The 19,734-nt window shown below is 61.9% G+C and carries 17 protein-coding genes; 5 read left to right on the top strand and 12 right to left on the bottom strand.

The genetic code is table 11. The annotated features are described in order from the left end of the window. Positions 1-62 precede the first annotated feature (62 nt). Positions 63-1,619, top strand: coding sequence for a DUF2779 domain-containing protein (locus tag THI_RS16960; RefSeq protein ID WP_013104725.1), 1,557 nt, complete (start codon positions 63-65; stop codon positions 1,617-1,619). 64 nt (positions 1,620-1,683) lie between these two features. Here the strand turns inward: THI_RS16960 and THI_RS16955 are convergent, their stop codons facing one another. Together THI_RS16955 and THI_RS16950 are read right to left on the bottom strand one after the other, a co-directional pair. Further along, complete coding sequence (locus THI_RS16955) at positions 1,684-1,983, bottom strand: hypothetical protein (RefSeq protein WP_013104724.1); 300 nt, start codon at positions 1,981-1,983, stop codon at positions 1,684-1,686. 430 nt (positions 1,984-2,413) lie between these two features. After that, positions 2,414-3,319 (bottom strand): WYL domain-containing protein, encoded by a 906-nt coding sequence (locus THI_RS16950; RefSeq protein WP_041609122.1) that lies wholly within the window; start codon positions 3,317-3,319, stop codon positions 2,414-2,416. 314 nt (positions 3,320-3,633) lie between these two features. On the opposite strand from THI_RS16950, the gene THI_RS16945 reads away from it, so the two are divergent. The 3 genes from THI_RS16945 (at position 3,634) to THI_RS18640 (ending at position 5,391) form a co-directional block, all read left to right on the top strand. Further along, the gene (locus tag THI_RS16945; RefSeq protein WP_013104721.1) at positions 3,634-4,491 is read left to right on the top strand and encodes a hypothetical protein; all 858 of its coding nucleotides are present in this window, start codon (positions 3,634-3,636) and stop codon (positions 4,489-4,491) included. Between the two features lie 223 nt (positions 4,492-4,714). After that, entirely contained in the window at positions 4,715-4,900 is a 186-nt protein-coding gene (locus THI_RS18645; RefSeq protein WP_141130496.1) for a hypothetical protein, read from the top strand. 44 nt (positions 4,901-4,944) lie between these two features. Next, positions 4,945-5,391: a hypothetical protein gene (locus THI_RS18640; protein ID WP_013104719.1), complete on the top strand. Its 447-nt coding sequence runs from the start codon at positions 4,945-4,947 to the stop codon at positions 5,389-5,391. A 151-nt stretch (positions 5,392-5,542) separates the two neighbouring features. On the opposite strand, the gene THI_RS16935 is transcribed toward THI_RS18640, so the two are convergent. Genes THI_RS16935 through THI_RS16920 form a run of 4 tightly spaced genes read right to left on the bottom strand, consistent with a single transcriptional unit; the run spans position 5,543 to position 12,698 of the window. Next, entirely contained in the window at positions 5,543-8,752 is a 3,210-nt protein-coding gene (locus THI_RS16935; protein ID WP_013104718.1) for a type I restriction endonuclease subunit R, read from the bottom strand. Between the two features lie 42 nt (positions 8,753-8,794). Next, on the bottom strand, positions 8,795-9,838 hold the full coding sequence (locus tag THI_RS16930) for a restriction endonuclease (protein WP_013104717.1): 1,044 nt from the start codon (positions 9,836-9,838) through the stop codon (positions 8,795-8,797). Positions 9,839-9,856: 18 nt separating this feature from the next. Continuing rightward, complete coding sequence (locus THI_RS18635; protein ID WP_013104716.1) at positions 9,857-11,143, bottom strand: restriction endonuclease subunit S domain-containing protein; 1,287 nt, start codon at positions 11,141-11,143, stop codon at positions 9,857-9,859. Next, a complete protein-coding gene (locus THI_RS16920) occupies positions 11,133-12,698 on the bottom strand; it encodes a class I SAM-dependent DNA methyltransferase (protein ID WP_013104715.1) in 1,566 nt (521 codons plus the stop codon). The genes THI_RS18635 and THI_RS16920 overlap by 11 nt, the downstream gene beginning before the upstream one ends. 373 nt (positions 12,699-13,071) lie before the next feature. Between THI_RS16920 and THI_RS16915 the strand changes: the two genes are divergently transcribed. Next, on the top strand, positions 13,072-13,965 hold the full coding sequence (locus THI_RS16915; RefSeq protein WP_013104714.1) for an NAD(P)-dependent oxidoreductase: 894 nt from the start codon (positions 13,072-13,074) through the stop codon (positions 13,963-13,965). 231 nt (positions 13,966-14,196) lie between these two features. Here THI_RS16915 and THI_RS16910 read toward each other — a convergent pair whose 3' ends face one another. From THI_RS16910 to THI_RS16885, 6 genes are all read right to left on the bottom strand, one after another. Next, positions 14,197-14,643 carry a PH domain-containing protein gene (locus THI_RS16910; RefSeq protein WP_013104713.1) on the bottom strand — a complete coding sequence of 149 codons (447 nt, stop codon included), beginning with the start codon at positions 14,641-14,643 and terminating at the stop codon, positions 14,197-14,199. 306 nt (positions 14,644-14,949) lie between these two features. Next, positions 14,950-16,011, bottom strand: a complete 1,062-nt coding sequence (locus THI_RS16905) for a GSU2403 family nucleotidyltransferase fold protein (protein ID WP_013104711.1) — start codon at positions 16,009-16,011, stop codon at positions 14,950-14,952. Between the two features lie 688 nt (positions 16,012-16,699). Next, the gene (locus THI_RS16900) at positions 16,700-17,980 is read right to left on the bottom strand and encodes a DNA primase family protein (protein WP_013104710.1); all 1,281 of its coding nucleotides are present in this window, start codon (positions 17,978-17,980) and stop codon (positions 16,700-16,702) included. After that, complete coding sequence (locus THI_RS16895; protein ID WP_013104709.1) at positions 17,977-18,192, bottom strand: hypothetical protein; 216 nt, start codon at positions 18,190-18,192, stop codon at positions 17,977-17,979. The genes THI_RS16900 and THI_RS16895 overlap by 4 nt, the downstream gene beginning before the upstream one ends. 251 nt (positions 18,193-18,443) lie before the next feature. Next, positions 18,444-18,833: a single-stranded DNA-binding protein gene (locus THI_RS16890; protein ID WP_231836256.1), complete on the bottom strand. Its 390-nt coding sequence runs from the start codon at positions 18,831-18,833 to the stop codon at positions 18,444-18,446. Beyond that, on the bottom strand, positions 18,830-19,734 hold a 905-nt coding region (locus THI_RS16885), incomplete at its 5' end, for a DNA-binding protein (RefSeq protein ID WP_083829886.1). The genes THI_RS16885 and THI_RS16890, both read right to left, overlap by 4 nt.

The raw sequence follows: 19,734 nt of genomic DNA, 5'->3' as shown, positions 1-19,734 counted from the left end.
CACAATGCTGTTGACCGGAACACGCCGTTCCGCCCGACACGGATTGACAAGGGGGAGCTTCGGTGCTGACCAAATCCGACCTGATGGCCTGGCGCCAATGCCCGCGGATGCTGTGGCTGCATCACCATCCGCCCGAGCCGCAAACTTCTGCGTCCGTCCCCGTCGACCGCCGCACCCTCGACGGCCGTCTCGTCGGCGAGTATGCGCGTCGGGATGTCGGGGAGTACCTCTGGCCGAACACCTCCGGAGACCCGGCAAGCGATGCTGCGACCGCGTTGGCCGAACTGACCGCCGCCGCCATGCTGCCCGCCGTCGAAATGCCCATGGTGCGCGACGGCTTGTATGCCCGCGCCGATGCCTTGCTGCCGGAGGCGGCGGGCTATGTCCTGCGCGAGACCAAGGCCTCCACGTTTCCGCTGAAGCCGGACAAGGCCACCCCGAGTTCGCCGGACGAGCATCATTTGGACGATGTCGCCGTGCAGGCCTGGGTGCTGGAAGGCGCCGGCCTGCCGCTGGCGCGCGCCGAGCTCAATCTGCTGGACAACCAATGGCGGTATCCAGGCGCCGGCGACTACCGCGGCTTGTTTCGCCAACTGGACGTCACCGATGCGGTGCAACAGCGCATGCGTGCTGTTCCACAATGGCTGCGGCAGGCTCGGGATGTGGTTGACGGCGACATGCCCGACGTCCGCATGGGCAATCAATGCACCCATCCCCACCCCTGCCCTTACGCGGCGCTGTGCCAAAGGCTGGAGCCGCCCGGCCCCGAACATCCGCTGAGTTTGCTCCCCGATACGGCTGGGAAGGCCTTGGCGCGCAAGCTCGCCGCCAAGGGCTATACGTCTTTGCTGGAGCCGCGTCCCGGTGAGCTGGTCGGTGCACAGGCGGCGTTGTACCGCCGCATCCAGCAGGCCCACCGCACCGGGCGCCCTATCCTCGCCCCTGGCGCCAACACCTTCATGCAAAGGCTGACGTATCCCCGCTACTACTTCGACTTCGAAGGCATTGACCTGCCGGTGCCGCGGTGGGTCGGCTTGCGACCTTACGAGCAGGTGCCGTTCCAGTGGTCTTGCCATATCGAGCGGGCGCCCGGCGTGTTCGAGCACCGCGCCTTCCTGGACCTCAGCGGGCATGACCCCTCCGAGCCCTGCATCGAGGAGATGCTGCACGCCATCGACGTGGAGGACGGTGGCCCCATCCTGGTGTATTACGCCACGTATGAACGAGGTCGCATCGTCGAGCTGGCCAAACGCCATCCGGCCTTCGAGGACCGGCTGAAGCGACTGGCCGCGCGATTGGTCGACCTGCACCCCGTGGTCAAGGAGCATTTCTACCATCCGGCGATGAAGGGGTCGTTCTCCATCAAGAAGGTGCTGCCGGTCATCGCCCCTGACCTGAACTATGGAGAACTGGACGAGGTGCAGGACGGCACCGGCGCGCAGGTTGCCTACCTGCAGTCCTGCTTCGACGCCGAGCTGACGCCCAGGCGCAAGGCGGAGTTACGTCGCAACCTGCTGGCCTACTGCGAACAGGACACCTGGGCCATGGTCGAGATTGGGTATTTTCTGGAAGGCAAGGGCCGGCCGACCGAACTGAGGCCGCCGTCGTTCCAGGTGTGAAATATGCGGTGTCTGGAACGCAAGCCAATCGGCACATCAGGCGTACGTATCCTTCTCAAACATCCTACGCCGTCCACCCCAGCAACTCCGCCAGGCGCGTCACCACCCACCGCGCCTCCTTGGCATCAAGGCCAGAGCCTTCGACCTCCAAGCCGCGGTGGATGCGTTCAAGAACATCCGACTCGGTCACCCCCAGGTCGAACTTGATTTCCGATGCGCGGTCGGTCAGCATCGTCGCCAGGTCTTCGCAGAACTCGTAGCGCTGGGTGATGACGTCGCGCGGCGCATGGGGCTTGGTGCGGCCTGGCTCCACGTAAAGGGCGATGAAGGACGGCGGGATGGTGAGTTGGGATTCGTCGGTCATCGGTTCGCTATCAATGCGTGCAAAGCCGTTCCGGCTGCCTTGGCGAGTTTCAAACTCCTGGCCCGCAGGGTCATGAGCTAAGCCTCCGGCACGTCGTCGTAGGAGACAAGTGGCGAATTATCACAGCGACCAGGGGCCCATATGACGCGGGCGAACTGTGATACAGGAACCGTCAGGCGCAAGAAGTGCCGCACAACCGTGCCAAGCCGCAGCGCGCCGAGGGTTCAGCGCATGATGCTGGAGCGGGCGGAGTACTGGGGCCCCGCGTGTAGACCTGCGCGGGAGTTCCTGCAGCCCGCGTGTGTGCTGGCAACCATTTGCCTGCGGCATCGGTCATTGCGAGCTCGACGCGTGCTCTTGCAACGAATGCGCCCAGGGTCTTGCCCACTGCGAATGCTCCTTAAGCGGCCTCGAGCAGCGCCGTGTTCCGTCAGCTCTTAGCAGCGTCCTTGGGGAGGAACTCCGCAATCGCCGCGCGGTTCCTCAGCGTGATTTGCTGGTCCTGCGGGGACTCGACTCCCTCTTTGAGCAAGCGCAGAGAGCGAAGCGTGTAGAAGAGCATCGATTGGCGGCACTGCAAGGTAGTACAGCCGTCCACCATCCCGTAGTCCAGGGCAATCGCGTGTTGCTGCTCGGGGCTCAGTTCAGGATGCGGGGCCAGAACCAGCGGAACCATGCGATGCCAAGCAGCGTCGTCAGCCCCATCCGTACCAGGGCGTTGGCTTGGAGCCACCTCGAGAAAGCGCCCCAACTGGAAGTCGAGGTACTTCTCCCGCTGGGCGCAATAGGCACGGACGTGCCAGCGCATCCCGTCATGGGCAAGCGCGTGCGGAGCAATGACGCGCTCCTGTGGCCGCGGAGTGCTCATTGATTGATACACCACCGTCAATGCCTTGTGACCGCGGATGGCATCCAAGACCTGGAGAAAGACATCAGCCCGTGCGACGCGTCCAGGTCGCGGCATCACGGCCAGTGGCGGGACCCAACCGATGAAGCTGAGGCCCTTGGGCACGACGCCAGCCTCACGTGCCAGCAACTCGTTGAGATAGCGCTCGGGGTTGTTGTCGGGAAAAAGCGGCTTGAACTCCTTGGCTGCCAAGTAGCTGCGTGAGCTGCGGTCGTAGAAGGCATTGCCGGGTGCCAGCTCCAGGTACCGCCCGATGTCCATGGAAGCCCGCGGTGTGGAGATGCTGAAGAACTCCATCACGTCAGACCGGTTCAAGCGCCCCTCCCAGCGCAGGCGAAAGTCAATGAATTCGAGCCGGCGGCCTTGGCCCCAATGACCGGCAGGGTCGAGCGCCGACGGCGTGGATGTGTGGTGTTGCGTGTTTGCCATAGGCGCATTGTGCCACACGTCTACTTTATTGACACGCATAGAAAATAGACGTATTATTTATATTCGTTGATTGTGATGCCGGTTCGCCCGGCAACGGACCACCAAGTTGGTGGCTCGCGTTCCTTAAAAACTTGTGCTCAGGCATCGACCGGCAACGCATGGCAGTCGCGGTGCGACTGCCATGACAGAGAAGAAGGCAAGGGGCGCCTCCAAGACCCCTACCACGGCGCAATGCGCCAAAGATTCCCCATGTCGACTATTCGACACACACACACACACCTAAGCATCCGCAACAAATAACCTGGAACGCTTTCATGAACAAAAACAACCAAGCCGCGCGATACATCGCAATGTTTGACGAATCGCTGCGAAGCGTCAGCCAAGGCAAGAAGGACCCCGCGAGTGGAATCGTCTATGACGCGGCGTCACTGCTGAACGCAACGACCGGCGCCCTTTACGCAGTCCGCCATCTTGGCAGCCCCAATCTGTTTGCAATGCATGCAACGGCCAATCTGTTCAGCTTGTTTTCCCGGAGCGCGCTGACGGAAATGCTGGCCAAAGGAGACCTGAAGGCATGGCCCACGCTGTTCGCCAAAGACGCGCTTCTGCATGTTCGCCTTGACCTCGAGCGCCGGCGAGACGCCGAAGTCGAAGGCGCTCTCATTGGCACCTTGGATGAACTGGAGCGCTGTGCTTCAGACCTGCTCCAAACGCAAGTGAATTGGCTGAACTCTCCTTGGTCTTCCAGGGAGAAATCCTTCGCTGTCCCGATTGCAGCATCGCCAAAATCATGGCGCGCATCGGTCGTCACCAATTCGGCTGTTCGGCACGTGCTGGAGAGAACACTTCGTATCAGTGGCAGGACGACAACATTCAAGTCGCTTTGCGAGGCGCGTCATTCAGCTGGGGGGCATGCATCCCGTGTCTCGGACCAAAGACTTCGGCGAAATGGCCTCCACTACTGTGAACCGGGCATCGTCGTGCTCGGGACACGAGATGACGGCGGTCTGGCAAGAAACTTCGCAGGCAGTCCCTTCGAGAACTCCTGGCGCGACTCGCTGGCGAAGACCGTGGCTTTCGACCTCGAGGGAAAGACGTACACGGCGGCAGACCTTGAGCAACATGTTCCAGACGCCCACTATGCGCTGGAAATTTTTTGCAAATGCGAGTAACCGCAGACGATGCTTCACCCGCCACGGGGTTTGAGCCGGCCATACCCAAAAAGCCGAACCCGCGCCATCCGTTCGCCGACGCCCAATAGTGGCAGCTGACCGCCGTTGACGGCGCCGGCCCCTGAATTGCGGCCAAACACTAGCACTCCATAAAACGCATCGACCGTGAAAGGCCATGAACTCGGCAAGCGCTCGAAGCTGGCAGCAATCGAACCCCTCGAGCATGCAAGGACCGTTCTTTCTGGAGGGGCAATTTGCGCAGAACCCCACTCTCTCGACGCCACGCCCGTGGATGAACTCGAGCTTGCCAGGGCGCATCGCCCTTGGCATTTACATCAACATGCAACAGCAGAAACAAGATATCTCGGATGCCGCGATTTCCGAACTGACTGCCTACACCATGGCGTAAGTCAGATGGCTTACGCAACCTACCCACTGAACTCGGAGTAAGCAATGAAAGAATTTCAACCTCGTTCCTATGTAGAGTGCTTCAAGGACCCGAGAAGCGAATGGCCAGAATACAGCGTGTACGTCTGGGACGACGAAGCGAACGCCTATCTGTATTCAACGTATATGTACCGCCGTGACGCAGTAACGGCAGCGGTACGCGCAATGAATCGTGAAGCGGAGGAAGCAGGCGAGCCGCAAATTTATGACGCTGGCGATGTCGAAATTGCAGACGACTATTCCGGACTTGCAGACGGCATCAAAGATAATTTGAGGCGCAATATGTCCCGCTCTGAAATTGATGCTTGTACGCGAGATGAAGAGACATTTCAGCGACACATCGACAGTTATCAAGATGTGATGCAGGAAGACGACGACGGCAATAATTGGTCACAAGATTTTGATGCTGAAGATTTGCGTCTAGAAATCAGGGCAAACTACGAGTTGGATTAAACGCTCTTTCACGGGCAAGACCTGCTCACACTTGAGCCGATGGCCAGCAATCGACTGCTGGCCATCGGCTCTCTTATTGACGCACTGAATCGTGATGCTCTGATAGACCAATTGCGAACGGAAGCTCCGCGACGCTGTTGTGCCACTTTGCTCACCCTACCCATTCCGCCGACAGCATCTCCGCCTGCTTGAGCACCGTCTCGGTTGCCTCCTCCTGCTTGTCCGGCGGATACTTGTAACGCCGTAACAGCGTCTTGACCATCACCCGAATGCTTGCCCGCACCGCGTCGCGCACGGACCAATCGACGGTTACAGAGTTACGCAGTTTCAGCGTCAGCTCGACCGCAATCTTCTTCAGCGTCTCGTCGCCCAGTTCTCTGACCGCCGACTCATTGGCGGCCAGCGCGTCGTAGAACGCCCGCTCCTCGGGACTCAGCCCCAGCGCGGCGCCCCTGATGGCCTCCTGCTGGAACTGCTTGGCCATCGCAATCAGTTCCTCGATGACCTGGGCCGTCTCGATGGCGCGGTTGCGGTAGCGCTTGAGGCTTTCCTGAAGCAATTCGCTGTACTTGGCCGCCTTGACCACATTGGTCTTGAATCGGGTCTTGATGTCATCCTTGAGCAGGCGCTCCAGCAGCTCCACCGCCAGATTGCGCTCCTTCATGTGCCGCACGTCGTCGAGGAACTCCTCGGACAGAATGCCGATATCCGGTTTGTTCAACCCGGCCGCCTGGAAGATGTCGACGACCTCGGCGCTGACCACGGCCTTGCTCAGAATCTGCCGCAGCGCGTGTTCTTTCTGCTCGTCGCTGAGCTTCTTGTCCTGTGTGGTGTGCTTGGTCAGGGCAGCCTTGGTGGCCTGCAGGAAGGCCAGTTCGTCCCGGTGTTCAAGAGCCTCGTCAAGCGTGCAGCACAGCGCGAACGCCTTGGTGGCGGACAGGACGGCGTCGGCGAAGCGCTTCTTGCCGTCATCCTGGCCCAGGATATGGTTGGCCACCTTGGGCAGCAGTTGCCAGGCTTGGGTGCGGAAGTCCGCGTAGTCGCAGCCGTGCAGGATGCCGTGGAGCACCTCCATCTTCTCCAGCAGCAAGCGCAGGGCCTCGTGGGTGTCGATGGTCGGCCGCCCCTTGCCGTGGGCCAGGGTGTAGTCCTTCAGGGCGGCCTTGAGCTCGTTGGCAATGCCGATGTAGTCGACGACCAGACCGCCGGGCTTGTCCTTGAACACCCGGTTGACCCGGGCGATGGCCTGCATCAGGTTGTGGCCACGCATGGGCTTGTCGATATACATCGTGTGCAGACAGGGCGCATCGAAGCCGGTCAGCCACATGTCGCGCACGATGACCAGCTTGAACGGGTCGGCAGGGTCCTTGTAGCGCCGCTCCAGGCGCTTCTTGACCTCTTTGGTGTAGATGTGCGGCTTGAGCATCGGCTTGTCCGAGGCCGAGCCGGTCATGATGATTTTGATGGCGCCTTTGTCGGGGTCGGGGTCGTGCCATTCCGGCCGCAGGGCGACGAGAGCGTCGTAGAGATGGACGCAAATCTCGCGGCTCATGCCGACGACCATGGCCTTACCGTCCAGGGCGGCAAGGCGGTTTTCGAAGTGTTCGACGATGTCGGCGGCCACCTTCTGAATCCGGGGCGGTGCGCCAACGAGTTTTTCCAGCGCGGCCCAGCGGCGCAGCTTGCTGGTCTTGCTGGCGTCGTCCTCATCGTCCTCGGTCAATTGGTCGACGTCATCATCAAGCCAGGTGGTGTCCTCCTCCGCGAGTTCGAGCTTCGCCAGGCGCGACTCGTAATAGATGGGCACCGTGGCGCCGTCCTTGACCGCCTGCTCGACGTCGTAGATGTGGACGTAGTCGCCGAACACGGCGCGGGTGTCGCGGTCCTCCAGCGACACGGGGGTGCCGGTGAAGGCGACGAAGGTGGCGTTGGGCAACGCGTCGCGCAGGTACTGGGCGTAGCCGTAGCGCACGCTGGAGGCCGGGGCCGCTGTGACCAAGGCCGTGGTGGCCCCAATCGCGCCGGCATCCTGCGCGCTCAGCGGCGCGGCCGCGGTCTGGCGGTAGCGACGGGTGGCATCGTCCTGTCCGGGCAGCTTGGCGGCAAAGCCGTACTGGCTGCGGTGGGCTTCGTCGCAGATGACGATGATGTTGCTGCGCTCGGACAGCACCGGGAAGCTGTCTTCGTCCTCGCCAGGTGCGAACTTCTGGATGGTGGTGAAGACGATGCCGCCGCTGGGGCGGTTGCCCAGCAGCTCGCGCAGCTTGGGGCGGGTGGCGGCCTGCACCGGGGTTTCGTGCAGCAGCTCGGTGGCGCCGGCGAACACGCCGAACAGTTGGTTGTCCAGGTCGTTGCGGTCGGTGACCATCAAGACCGTGGGGTTCTGGAGCTCCGGGTGCCCGATGAGCATGCCGGCCAGGCAGGTCATCTCGATGCTCTTGCCAGCCCCCTGGGTGTGCCACACCACCCCGCCCTTGCGCGAGCCGCCAGGGGCGCTGGCCTTGAGCACGCTGTCGACCACGGCGCGCACGGCATGGAACTGGTGGTAGCCGGCGACCTTCTTGACCAGCCCCCCATCGTCCTCGAACAGGATGAAGTGCTGCAGATAGTCGAGCAGGGTCTGGCGGTCGAAGGCACCTTGGACCAGGGTTTCCAGTTCGCGCATGGACCCGAGCGGGTCGGTGGTGTGGCCGTCGATGGTGCGCCAGGCCATGAAGCGTTCCCGGTCGGCGGTGAGCGAGCCCATGCGGGCGGAGATGCCGTCGGTGATGACCAGCAGCTCGTTGTCGATGAACAGGTCGGGAATGTCGTCTTTGTAGGCCTGGAGCTGGTTGAAGGCGCCCCAGATGTCGGCGTTCTCGTCGCCGGGGTTCTTGAGTTCCAGCACCACCAGGGGCAGGCCGTTGAGGAACAGCACGAGGTCGGGGCGGCGGGTGTGCTTGGGGCCTTGCACGGTGAACTGGTTGACGGCCAGCCAGTCGTTTCGGCCAACGTCGCTGAAGTCGATGAGCCGGACGCGGTCGCCGCGGGTTTCGCCGTCCCTCTGGTACTCGACCGGGACACCTTCGACCAGCCAGCGGTGGAACTGGCGGTTGGCGGCGACGAGGCCGGGGGTGTTGGGGTTGAGGACTAGGCGCAGAGCCGCGTCCCGTGCGCTCGTCGGGATGTTGGGATTCAGGCGCTGAATCGTGGCCGCAAGGCGATGGGGTAGGCAGACCTGGCGGTAGGTGTCGCGCTCGGTGCCAGCGGTCCTGGCGTCGGGCGGTGAGATGTCAGGGCCATGCGCGGTTTGCCAGCCGAGCGCGGAGAGCCACTGAAGCGTGGCTTGTTCGAGGTGGTCTTCAAGGACTGCGCTCGTCATGGCTTGGGCTTTGTGTTCAATTGTTCGCTGGCTATGCTCGGCTCACTCCTCCGAAGAGGCAATCATCCAGACTCGCTTGAGTGGAAGTTCTGCACGGACATCCTGGTCAAGTTTGTCGTAATTCGCCAGTACCTGCTCAACGAGGTCCTTCTCGTTCCAGACACGCACCGAGAAGAAATGGGTCGGGACTTCCTTAAGCACAGTCGGCTTGAACCCCGCCCACGAGACAAAGAGACCCTGCTCGGCCTTCACACTCTGCATTGCCCCAATAAGTTGGGTGAACTCGGGTCGGTCCGCCGGCGTGTCGCCCGATTTGACTTGCACGCAGATGCGGGGACGCTCGAATCCGAAAGCGCCACCGGCTGCCAGGATGTCGATTCCCTTGTCTGGCCCCTCGGGGCTGAGGTACGTGGCAAAACCTTGGGCTTTTAGGATGGCTTCGACAAGCCTCGCCATCCCATGGCCCTTAAATCTCTGGATGATGAGTTTGCCAATGGCATCGCGCGCAAGCTCTTCGAGGTCCACGTCTACCGCGTCAGCCTGACTTTCGGCACCCCCGTTGCTTGGAACGGATGCCGTCGTATTCACGAACACATCCCGCCATCCATTGGCCGCCATTTTGCGTACGCGCGCCTCCGCGTCGTTGCGCTTGATTTCGCAGACCGTCAGGAATGCACCCATCGAATACAGAAGGTCTTGGCCAAATGCACTGCGAAGGACGGCCTTGTTTAGCCATTTGATGGCACGGGAGTGACGGTACATCGGCTCCGCTTTGGGGTCGAACGCATATGGCCCGACGACTTCCCCAATCGCAATCGTGGGTGACGTCTTACTTGGCACTACCACCCAATCTCCGACCTTCATGGCGAGGAGAAAGGCCCACACTTGCCCTGACCAGTTTCCCAAGCGGCGCGATGGCTCGCTTGGATAACGCTGTGACATGAGGGCCTTGACGCCTTCGTAGTCCTTCGCGACCGATAGGTCGGTCTCCGTAAATGCATCCCAAGTCAGATAGATGCGGTTGTCATCGAGAAACCGAGTTTCATGTTCCCCATACTTGCCAGCGCGAACGAGCCAAAGTGCCATTGTGAGCCCTGTTAGAGGTCAAGAAGTTGCGAAGGCTTCCTCGGCCTCGGGCAGGCGAAGTTTGCCTGAAATTAGGCGTGGCAAGAGGGCGTCGCGGACGGCAGCCAACTCCCGCGCATGTAGCGCGCCAATCACTCGTCGTTCCAGAATGGACCTCATCAGCGGCGAAAGAGCGTCCAAGACTTCAGGTGCTGGCATGGCCACGCTCGCCTCCATCAAGTGCACCCGCTGGATATGCCCCATCGTAGTCGCCTTGTGGGCGGCAATCTCACGAAATGTGGGCAGGAATTGTTTCGTTGCCAAGTAGTAGAACCACTTTGGCACCTTGCTGGACGTTACTTTGAACAGATGTTGATTCAGGGCGCCATTTCCGCCGCACCATAGCTCCACTTCAAGCGAACCAGACCATGAGAAGAGGACATCACCATCACGCACAATGTAATCGGGTTTAAGCCGCGAGCTAGCCCTGTCAGCGCCACTGGTGTTGCCTGCACGAAGCTGTGCAATCTTGATTACTGGCAGGTACTCTTCATCACTCTCCGGCGGGAACTTCTGCATGGCCAACCCGTTGAGGTAGTTCGCGAACGAGTCAAGCGAGCGAACCCCCCACCCTTTCGGAATCTCCCCCAGCGCCGACTCCTCGAACTCACTTGGAAACAACGCCGCCGTTGCTGCATCCATGCCTTCGGGCTCGCGCCCCTCGGCCTTGGCGCGCACGGGGTCGAAGTCGATGAACCAGCTCTTGAACAGCGCCTGGGCGATGGCTTCAAGCGTGGCGTTGGTTTGGCGCAGGAGGTCGATGCGACGGTCAATAGCTAGCAACGGAGCGAGCACTTCATCTTGAACAGACAGCGGCGGAACGGGCAGGCGCAGCAGCTTCGCCGACGCCACGTTGAAGTGCTGCTGAACAGCGCCAACCGTATGGGCAGTGACGTGCGAAGCCGCCATGGCGTTTACCCAGTAGGACAAGAAGTGCGGGTTCAACTCTTCTCCGCAGCGAACTATGACGACGTCAGAGCAATTCGCTTCAGGCAGAGCATCTGAAACGACGGCACACGTCCCTGGCTTGCCGGTCCGCACGATGACCACATCACCAGGACGTAGCGCCGACTTCCGCAGGCGGTCGTGGAAGTCACGCGAGATGTACTTCACATCACCAAGGTCAATCTCGAATGGACGAACATTCAACGACCGCAAGAACGGCACTCCCTCGGCGACGTACTGGTCTGCCATCGTCCCCACAAATCCCACTGTGATTTCGCGAGCCACTTCGGAGAGAGGTCGCGGCACCCACTCAAACCGCATACCCAATCCTCCCCAGCTTCTCCCGAATCACCGCATCGAGCTCCGCGCCTTTCGCCATCTGCTCGGCAAGCAAGGTGGTCAGCCGCTCCATCTTCTCGTTGAACGCCTCATCGTCATCATCCACCGCCTCCGCGCCCACATACCGCCCCGGCGTGAGCACATGGCCGTGTTCGGCAATCTCGGCCAGCTTCACCGCGCGGCAGAATCCCGGCACATCGGCATAGGGCTCTTGCGCACCAGCCTCCCCATCCTGTCGCCAGCGATGCACCGTGCCGGCAATCCTGGCCACGTCCTCGTCATCGAACACGCGGTTGACACGGGTCTCCATGCGCCCGAGCTTGCGGGCATCGATGAACAGCACCTCGCCCCTGCGGTCGCGGCCATGGGCGGTCTTGCTCTTGGTCAGGAACCACAGGCAGGCGGGAATCTGGGTGTTGAAGAAGAGTTGCGGCGGCAGCGCCACCATGACTTCCACCACGTCGGCCTCGACCATGGCCTTGCGGATGGTGCCTTCGTTGTTCTGGTTGGACGACATGCTGCCGTTGGCCAGCACCACGCCGGCCTGCCCGTTGGCGTTCAGGTGCCAGAGGATGTGCTGCAGCCAGGCGTAGTTCGCATTGCTCGGGTTGGGCGTGCCGTAGAGCCAGCGCTTGTCGTCCAGCAGGCGGTCGCCGCCCCAGTCGGAGATGTTGAACGGCGGATTGGCCAGCACGTAGTCGGCCTTGAGGTCGGGGTGCTGGTCGCGGTGGAAGGTGTCGGCGGGTTCCTTGCCGAGGTTGAAGTCCATGCCCCGGATGGCCAAGTTCATCGCCACTAGGCGCCAGGTCGTGGGGTTGGCCTCCTGGCCGTAGATGGAGATGTCGCCAAAGCGCCCGCCGTGGCTCTCGATGAACTTCTCGGACTGCACGAACATGCCACCCGACCCGCAGCAGGGGTCGTAGACCTTGCCTTGGTGCGGTGCGAGCACTTCGACCAGCACCTTGACCACCGAGGCCGGGGTGTAGAACTGCCCGCCCTTCTTGCCCTCGGCGCTGGCGAACTGGCCGAGGAAATACTCGTACACCTCGCCCAGGACGTCTTTGGCCTGGGTGCCCGTGCCGAAGCCGATGGTGGAGACCAAGTCCACCAGCTCGCCCATCTTGCCCGGCTCCAGTTGGGCGCGGCCGTAGCGCTTGTCCAGGATGCCCTTGAGGCGCGGGTTGTCGGCCTCGATGGCGTCGAGTGCCTGGTCGATGCGGATGCCGATGTCCCAGAGCTTGGCCTGGGCGCGCAGGGTCTCCCAGCGCGCGACCTCGGGCACCCAGAACACATTAGCCATGGTGTAGTAATCGCGCTCCTCCAGCGCGGCGGCCTGGTCGGCCGCATCGGGCAGGTACAGGTCGGACGCGGGGTCGTTGAACTGGGTTTTGAGTTGCTCGCGGCGCTCGTCGAATGCGTCAGAGATGTATTTGATGAAGATGAGCCCAAGCACGATGTGCTTGTACTCGGCGGCGTCCATGCTGGAGCGCAGCTTGTCGGCGGCGGCCCAGAGCGTTTTCTTGAGGTCTTGGTTCATGCAGGGTACAGACGCCTTGTCCTTGTACTTGTTTTGCCGTACTCCGCCAGCGCTTGCGCGATGTCGGCGAGGCTGGCATACAACTTGATTGGAATCCCAGTTTACGGGCAGTGGCAGAGATGTAACTGGAGGAAATGTGACCAAGCGTACAGAGTCCTGTAACGGCGCAACACGGGGGCATTCTCGATTTTGCGATAGTCATGGCGTGACGCGGATGCATCCGATACCAGGCCGCACCAAGGCTGCCGATGGCCTGGCAAAGAAGCCTGCCCCGCCGCGACAGCACAAAGTCGGCATCCAACGGAGAATTCCCGGTTGGGCATGCCAGGGGCCTAGTCCTGGGCCCTTCTCACTCACCAACAAGGAATCCACGATGCAAGACTCATCGGTCACTTTCATCGGTCTGGGCGCCATGGGGGAACCCATGGCCTCGAGCGTGCTGCGCAGCGGCGTCGCGCTGACGGTCTACAACCGCTCCCGCGAGCGCGCCGCGCCGCTGGCCGCGGCAGGCGCCAAGGTGGCCGACTCGGTCGCAGCGGCGGTGACCCCTGGCGGCGTGGTCATCACCATGCTGGCCAACGACGCTGCACTGCTGGACGTCACCCTTGGCGGCTCGGGTGTTGCCGACCGGCTGGGCGCTGGCGGTCTGCATATCTCGATGAGCACCGTCTCGCCGGAAACGTCCCGCCATCTGGCTGCCGAGCATGCCAAGCGGGGCAGCCTGTGGCTCAGCGCACCTGTCTTCGGTCGCCCAGAAGCGGCCGCTGCGCAGAAGCTGTGGATTTGCCAGTCCGGCACGGCCGAGGCCAAGGCACGTGCCAAGCCACTGCTCGAGGCCATGGGCCAGGCCATTCACGACTTTGGTGAGGAGCCGGGCGCTGCCAATGTCGTGAAGCTGTCGGGCAATTTTCTGATTCTGTCCGCCGTGGAGGCGATGGCCGAGGCGCTCACCTTGGCCGAGAAGAGCGGAATCGACCGGCAGGCCCTGGCCGGTTTCCTGGGACAGACGATATTCAACTGCCCCATCTATCAGAACTACGGCCGCATCCTGGCAGCCCAGACTTACGAGCCGGCGGGATTCAAGCTGGAGCTGGGCATGAAGGATGTGCGCCTGGTCCGCGATGCGGCCGAGAGCGCCACGGTGCCGATGCCCTTGGCCGACTTGCTCCATGCCCGCCTGCTGACCAGTCTCGCCAAGGGGCGCGGGCAACTCGACTGGACAGCCATCGAGATGGTCAGCGCTGAAGACGCGGGCAAACGTGCCTGAGCGGCGATGCGGTGGCATGCATAGTTTGGCCCGACACCGACCCACCCATGAGTACTGCAGGTTCTCGTAGATGCCGGCTGCGGCGGGATAGGTCGGCAGCCGGCATCGAGGAGGGCTCCGATGACACATTCGCAAGCTCCTCGCGCAGTTTCTGCGCGACGCATGGTTGCGTCTAGGCTTGGGCGTGTTTCGATTCGTTTGCCGGATGGAAGCAATACGTGTGGCGGTGCTCTACCCCGCCAACTGCTCTTGCACCGCCCGCCGAAACTGCAGCGGCGCGGCGATGCGATGGAACGGGTCGTGGGTTCCGCCGGTTCCGACCACAGCAATCGAGCCGAAGTTGAAAATTCGCCCGGCAATCCCCTGGTCGACGGTGATGCTCTCAATTTTGCTGAGCACAATCTCCACAGAGGTCCTGCGGATGAGCCCTACCTTCATGATGACGCGCTTGTTCGTGACTGCGAATTCGGACGTCTTGTAACGAATGAAGGCGCCGAGCAAACCAGCCACGCCTGCGAGCAGGAGGATGACGCCAATGACCGCGACATCACCGTCGAGCGCGAGGACGGCGAGCCCGAGGAGGAGAAGCAGGGACGGTGAGACGAACACGATGCGGCTGAGGTAGCCGCGGTGCAGGATTTGCTCGTTGGTCAGCAGATTGCGGTCGATGTAGCTCATCAGCTCCCCCTGGTTGAGCCGCGCTTGGTGCGGCTGGCGGCTTTGCCTTGCTTTGCCGCCACCTTCGTGTGGCTAGCTTAGCGGCGAAAGTGGCGGGGGGACGGAAGAAGTCCGCGATTCGGCAATATGCGGAGGTCAGAGGCGTCGTCGGATTGGAGATGCAATGGGCGGCCCCGGGCAAAGCGCGAGCCGATGTTGATGCGGCGGCGTCACGCTGTAACCGCGTAACGACGTAACGACAAAGCCATGCGCTTCCACGATTGAAATCGCCGGCCCCGAAGCCTGCAAAATCGTCGCCACAAGGTCTCAGGCCTTGGCACTCAGGCCAGCTTGCAACGCCTCAATGGCCGCAGGGTGCGCGTTTTGCAAAAGGCTCTTCACAAAAGACAAGGCACCTCGAGCCTTCGCGCGCGCGGCACTTGGCAAGGCCTGGCAGGCGTCCTCGATGTCCCCCGGGCGCTGCTCGGCAAGCATGGCCAACAAGGTGGCCGCTTGCTGGAGGTCCTTGCTGGCCTTGGCGTGCATCGCAGCAGGACGCAGCCGCCCGACAACCAGCTTATGCAGGGCAAAGCGTGCGGCGTCAGGAATGCGGACCGGAACTGCGCCGTGCCGGGCCAGCAGCACGCTCATCTGGGTGTTTTCAAGCAGGTAGCCCAGATAGGGCAGCGCCGTGGCATGCGCGCGCAACTCGGGTACCGGGACGATGGCAATGTCCTGCGTTCTGGCCGGGACCAACAGGTCCACATGGAAGCGAGAGGGACCGATTTGGGTGAACGATGTTGCGGGTTCAGCCGGATGCAGGCCGGGAACCTCCACAAACGCAATACCAGTCTGTCGCAACATGCCCAAGAGGCCATCGTCGGGTACGCCGGCCAAGGCCAAGGGGTGCCCGCGAGCGATGTCGACGTCTTCGGTGCGGTACGCCACGGCCTGAATGCCCAGCATGTTCAGCAGCACGGCATAGGCATGTGAGCCCACGAGAACAGCACCGGCGGCAAACAGACCATGGTTGTACAAGACACCAACCGTGGCGCACGTTTTGTTGTCGGCGAGTTGAAAGCCCAGCCGCCCAAGCTCGCGAATGCGCGCGATGAGGCCGTGGCTGCGCTCCATGCGTTGGCGCATGGTTTGTACACGCTGCAGCACGTCAGGGTCCCTGGCGGTGCCCCCTAGGGTTTCTTCGCACCGCTTGCCTTCCGGACTCATGAACTGCCGCGCGAAATAGACGTGTGCGCCCCGTTTGTGCTCGATGATGGTGCCGGGCGCGCCCAAGAGAACCTGCTCCTGCGTGGCAGCCGATTGAGCCAGACTGGCAAACAGCGTGCTGTAGGCCTGTTCGTGCACCCGGTACAGGGCAAAGGCATGCATGGCGTTGCGCGAATTTCAGTAATTTCAAATAGTTTACTGAAACATGGGTGGCATCTCTCATGGACTGATTCAGGCGTCAGCAAGTCAAGCGTCATCGACAGAAGTCGAAATCACAGCGCAAGCACCCAGCCACCAGCGGGACGTTGCGGGCGCGCATGCGTCCTTCAGCTTGGTTTGCCAGACCCACCGCGCCGGAACGCATCCTTGGAGAGCCGCGTCGACCCTGGACCCTTTCCTTCCTGGATAGATTGTCTTGCTTCATGCACTGGCCAACTCTGGTCGGCCAGTGTGGCGGTGGGACGCAGAGCCGGTTGCCCCTGTCCCATGCGTATTCGAGGCCTGCCACCGGCGGTTCGTGGTGGTCGCCCTGCCTGGCCCCGACTCGGGCCAGGGTCATGCGCCAAGTGGCTGCCTTGGCTGTGCTGGCTGTTGCCGGGTCAAAGGCGCACCCGGCGCATGTTGTAGGTGATTGTTTTGATGGATGAATGCTGCTTCTGTGCCGAGTGTGACGGGTCAGAATCCAAACTTTCGCGAAAGATAAGGAAAAAGGAAATAGGAGTCACACAACCCAAAGTCTTTGGGATTTTCGCCTGGCACACTCGGCACGGCCATTCCTCGGGCAGAGCCAACGCAAAAGGGCGCGAGACCAATGCACTCGCGCCCCGCGCCCTTGATGCAGCCCTTCAGTTCAGATATCCAGGTCTGTCGTCGATGCCGAGAGCTTCACATTGCAGACCCGCCGCTGGCCAGGCCCCGTCCGTATGCGCGCCTCGGTCAATTCCCGAAAATGCTCGCGCACCCGCTTCCAGAATTGGACGACGCTCACCTCGTGCATGGCATTGACCGCGCACCAGTTGCGATAGTGTTCGAACACACGCTCCTTCGGGACATCACACGCCAGCTGTAGTTTCACGCCGAGGTCTTCAACCCACGCCACGACGGAATTCGTGTCCGCTTTGGCTTCTTGCAGCATCGCCTGCATTGCCGCCGGCATGACAGGGTCAAAGCCTCCACGGGTTTGTAGCCGCACCAGTCCATCGAGAGCCCAGCGCAGCACGCCGGACAGTTCTTCGCGGACGATGGTCTGCGCGAGGAGCGGGTCACGCTCGCGCTCCGGAATCGTGACCGAAAACGGCACCACGTCCCAACGCCGCCAAAAGCCGCTGCTGTGGTCGGATATGGCCGGGAGGTGGTTACCGAGAACAAGCCACTTTCCGCGCACATGGATGCTGAGTGGTTCGCGGTACTTGCGGTCCACGGGTATGCGCTCCCCGGCAATCATGGATTTGAGCCGCTGCTCGTCAATCGGTTTGCGAGGCACCTCGTCGACATAGACCAGGCTTGCACCAACGAGGACCGACAGATGAAAGCCGGCCAACTGGTCCAGCGCCATTGCCGCGATGTGGCCGTGGAGGGCTTGGACCACATTTGCGAGAACCCCCTTGCCATTGGCGCCTTCGCCGAGCCAAAACTGTGCCCGCTGGTAACGCGCATCCGCAAGAAGTGTGTAGCCGATGTACTCCTGCACGCGTGCCCGTACGCTGGGGTCCGGCAATACCCTTTGGACAAAGGCTGCGAAGTGGGCTGGCATCACGCCCTCAGGCGCATAAGGGCAATCGAGACAATGCGTCAGCCCCAGGCTCGGGTCGGCGGGCTTTAGAACGAGCTCTGCTCCGTCAAGATGCACGTAGCCGGACTGGGTCGGCACGACGACCGCATCCGTGAGCTTGGGCAGGCGTGGGGAAAAAAGACTCGCAGCACGAACTGCCTTACGGGCGTTCTCGGCACTCGCCCAAGCAGGGTCTTGCGCGACGAGCCACGCGTACGCATCGCGTTCAGCCGCTTCTTCATCGATAGGGGACCAGTGAGTGCCCGTCCACTGATAGAGAAGGTTGGAGTCCGAGGCGATGCCACCGGTCGCGACGGCGTGGCTGGCGTAGAGATGGGGCTGGAATGCGCGGCGCGTCATTGCAGCCTCCCGCGAGGCATGGCCGGCTGCACGTATTGCCCAAGCCAGGCATCGACATCCACAGCGCGCCACCGCAGCAGGCGCGTATGCGGCAGCATCAATCGCGGCGGCACGGCGTCTGGGTTGCGGCGAAGGTCTTTTTTGATGGTCTCGGGGCTGCGTCGCAGCATCTGCGCGAGCTCGTCCAGGTCGAGCAATTTTTGTGCTTCCATGGTGAAACTCCAGCCGGTCGTTTATGGGCAGAGACGCCGACCGACTGCGGACTCTCACGCCGACTGACGCCTGTTTTTGGCATCAGCTGGCACGTCTAGGCAGTGCATTTATCCACCTGCAGTCATCGGCAGGTCTTCGACACGCGCCAAGCCGGCGATGGGAGCTATGGAGGGTCAGCCGTGGAAGGTTTTTCCATAAAACCAAGAAAAAAGCCCCCGGTGTCGGGGGCGCTGGAATCAACGAAGACCAGTCAGTCTTCTTGTTCTTGCCGCGCAGGCTCGGTGGCCTGCGCGGCGGGTTTGGCCAGCTTGGTCGCCTCGAATGCCAGAATCAACAGGGTGCCGGTCGGTTTGCCTTCGCGTGAAAGGTAGAAGTCGGTTTTCAGCTTTCCAGTGACTTTGACAAACGCGCCCTTGTCGAGCTTGGGGTTGTGGTCCTTCATCACGCGCACCGTGTACCAGGTCGGTTCGGTATCGACACCGCGCTGGCTCTCTGCCAAGCGAAACTCAAAATGTCCCCGCCCAGTGGATTTGCTGACCTTTCGCTCCGGCGCGGTCGCGACGTTTCCAAAAACTTGCATGTTTTGTCCTATTCGAATGGAGATGGCATGGCGCCATCCCTTCGTGTAGCGACGGGTCACTCATCGTCCACCGTGACGAGCGGCGACCCGGGCATCGGCCATAGGCTGAGGTTTCCTGGCCGCCTGTACGGGAGGCAGTTGTCGCTGAACCAACCATCGGTGCTCCATCGATTGCTCGCGTCAATCCGCACCTTCGGCAGCCAGATTGGCAGCATCTGCACGATGACATGCCCAACTTGCTCGTCTATCAGCGCGGTTCGACCGTCCTGACGCTTGACCGGGATTGCCGCCATCACTTCATAGACGCCATCACTCTGCCGCCGGATGTGCCTACGCCCTTCGGTCAGCACGAGCTGATTGCAAGCAGCCGCGAGCTGCTCGACGATGCGCAGGGCATCCCGCTCAATGCGCTCGGTTTTGCACATGACGACAACGCGGCGGAGAACGCGACCGTCGGCCGTTTTGTTGCCAATTGCTCCGACCAGAGCAGCCAAGTCGGCCGCGCGGTCTGAGCCACGCTTGCTGCGGTCAACCTCGAACCAGGTGACGCCTCGCCCCTCCACATCGAACGCGACGGCATCTGGGCGCAGGTGCTTGCGGACAGAGGCGCCGCGGCGATGGACGCTCACGGTGATGTAACCTTGGACGGCCTTGCTGCTCCCATTGCGCGTGCCAGCTTTGGCATTGGCATTGAGGTCATGCAGGAGCTCGGATTCTGTGACCGCACGGAGGCCTCGCGCCCAGCTGCAAACCACAAGAAATTGGGCCCACAATCGGTGTTCGGGATTGGTCATATCGCTGACCCTTCGCACTGAAGATGCGGCGTCGTGGCCATGGTCGCCGAGCCAATCTACGCCGGGCTGCGTGAGTCCGTAGACCGTCTGGAATCGGTCGGTCCTGTAACGACGCAGAAGGCCACGCTTGACCATGCCGCGGACCGCCCGTTGGGCTGCTGTCAGGG

This window comes from Thiomonas arsenitoxydans (assembly GCF_000253115.1).
Classification (GTDB): domain Bacteria; phylum Pseudomonadota; class Gammaproteobacteria; order Burkholderiales; family Burkholderiaceae_C; genus Thiomonas; species Thiomonas arsenitoxydans.
The sequence above is the reverse complement of the archived record's forward strand: the minus strand, read 5'-3'. Positions and strand labels throughout refer to the sequence as shown.

What these genes read in the sequence shown, in the direction of transcription:
- THI_RS18645 (WP_141130496.1), top strand. Translation starts at nt 4,715, where the DNA reads ATGCAAGGACCGTTCTTTCTGGAGGGGCAATTTGCGCAGAACCCCACT.
- THI_RS16910 (WP_013104713.1), bottom strand. Translation starts at nt 14,643, where the DNA reads ATGAGCTACATCGACCGCAATCTGCTGACCAACGAGCAAATCCTGCAC.
- THI_RS16945 (WP_013104721.1), top strand. Translation starts at nt 3,634, where the DNA reads ATGAACAAAAACAACCAAGCCGCGCGATACATCGCAATGTTTGACGAA.
- THI_RS18635 (WP_013104716.1), bottom strand. Translation starts at nt 11,143, where the DNA reads ATGCGGTTTGAGTGGGTGCCGCGACCTCTCTCCGAAGTGGCTCGCGAA.
- THI_RS16950 (WP_041609122.1), bottom strand. Translation starts at nt 3,319, where the DNA reads ATGGCAAACACGCAACACCACACATCCACGCCGTCGGCGCTCGACCCT.
- THI_RS16895 (WP_013104709.1), bottom strand. Translation starts at nt 18,192, where the DNA reads ATGGAAGCACAAAAATTGCTCGACCTGGACGAGCTCGCGCAGATGCTG.
- THI_RS16900 (WP_013104710.1), bottom strand. Translation starts at nt 17,980, where the DNA reads ATGACGCGCCGCGCATTCCAGCCCCATCTCTACGCCAGCCACGCCGTC.
- THI_RS16905 (WP_013104711.1), bottom strand. Translation starts at nt 16,011, where the DNA reads ATGCATGCCTTTGCCCTGTACCGGGTGCACGAACAGGCCTACAGCACG.
- THI_RS16955 (WP_013104724.1), bottom strand. Translation starts at nt 1,983, where the DNA reads ATGACCGACGAATCCCAACTCACCATCCCGCCGTCCTTCATCGCCCTT.
- THI_RS18640 (WP_013104719.1), top strand. Translation starts at nt 4,945, where the DNA reads ATGAAAGAATTTCAACCTCGTTCCTATGTAGAGTGCTTCAAGGACCCG.
- THI_RS16920 (WP_013104715.1), bottom strand. Translation starts at nt 12,698, where the DNA reads ATGAACCAAGACCTCAAGAAAACGCTCTGGGCCGCCGCCGACAAGCTG.
- THI_RS16930 (WP_013104717.1), bottom strand. Translation starts at nt 9,838, where the DNA reads ATGGCACTTTGGCTCGTTCGCGCTGGCAAGTATGGGGAACATGAAACT.
- THI_RS16935 (WP_013104718.1), bottom strand. Translation starts at nt 8,752, where the DNA reads ATGACGAGCGCAGTCCTTGAAGACCACCTCGAACAAGCCACGCTTCAG.
- THI_RS16915 (WP_013104714.1), top strand. Translation starts at nt 13,072, where the DNA reads ATGCAAGACTCATCGGTCACTTTCATCGGTCTGGGCGCCATGGGGGAA.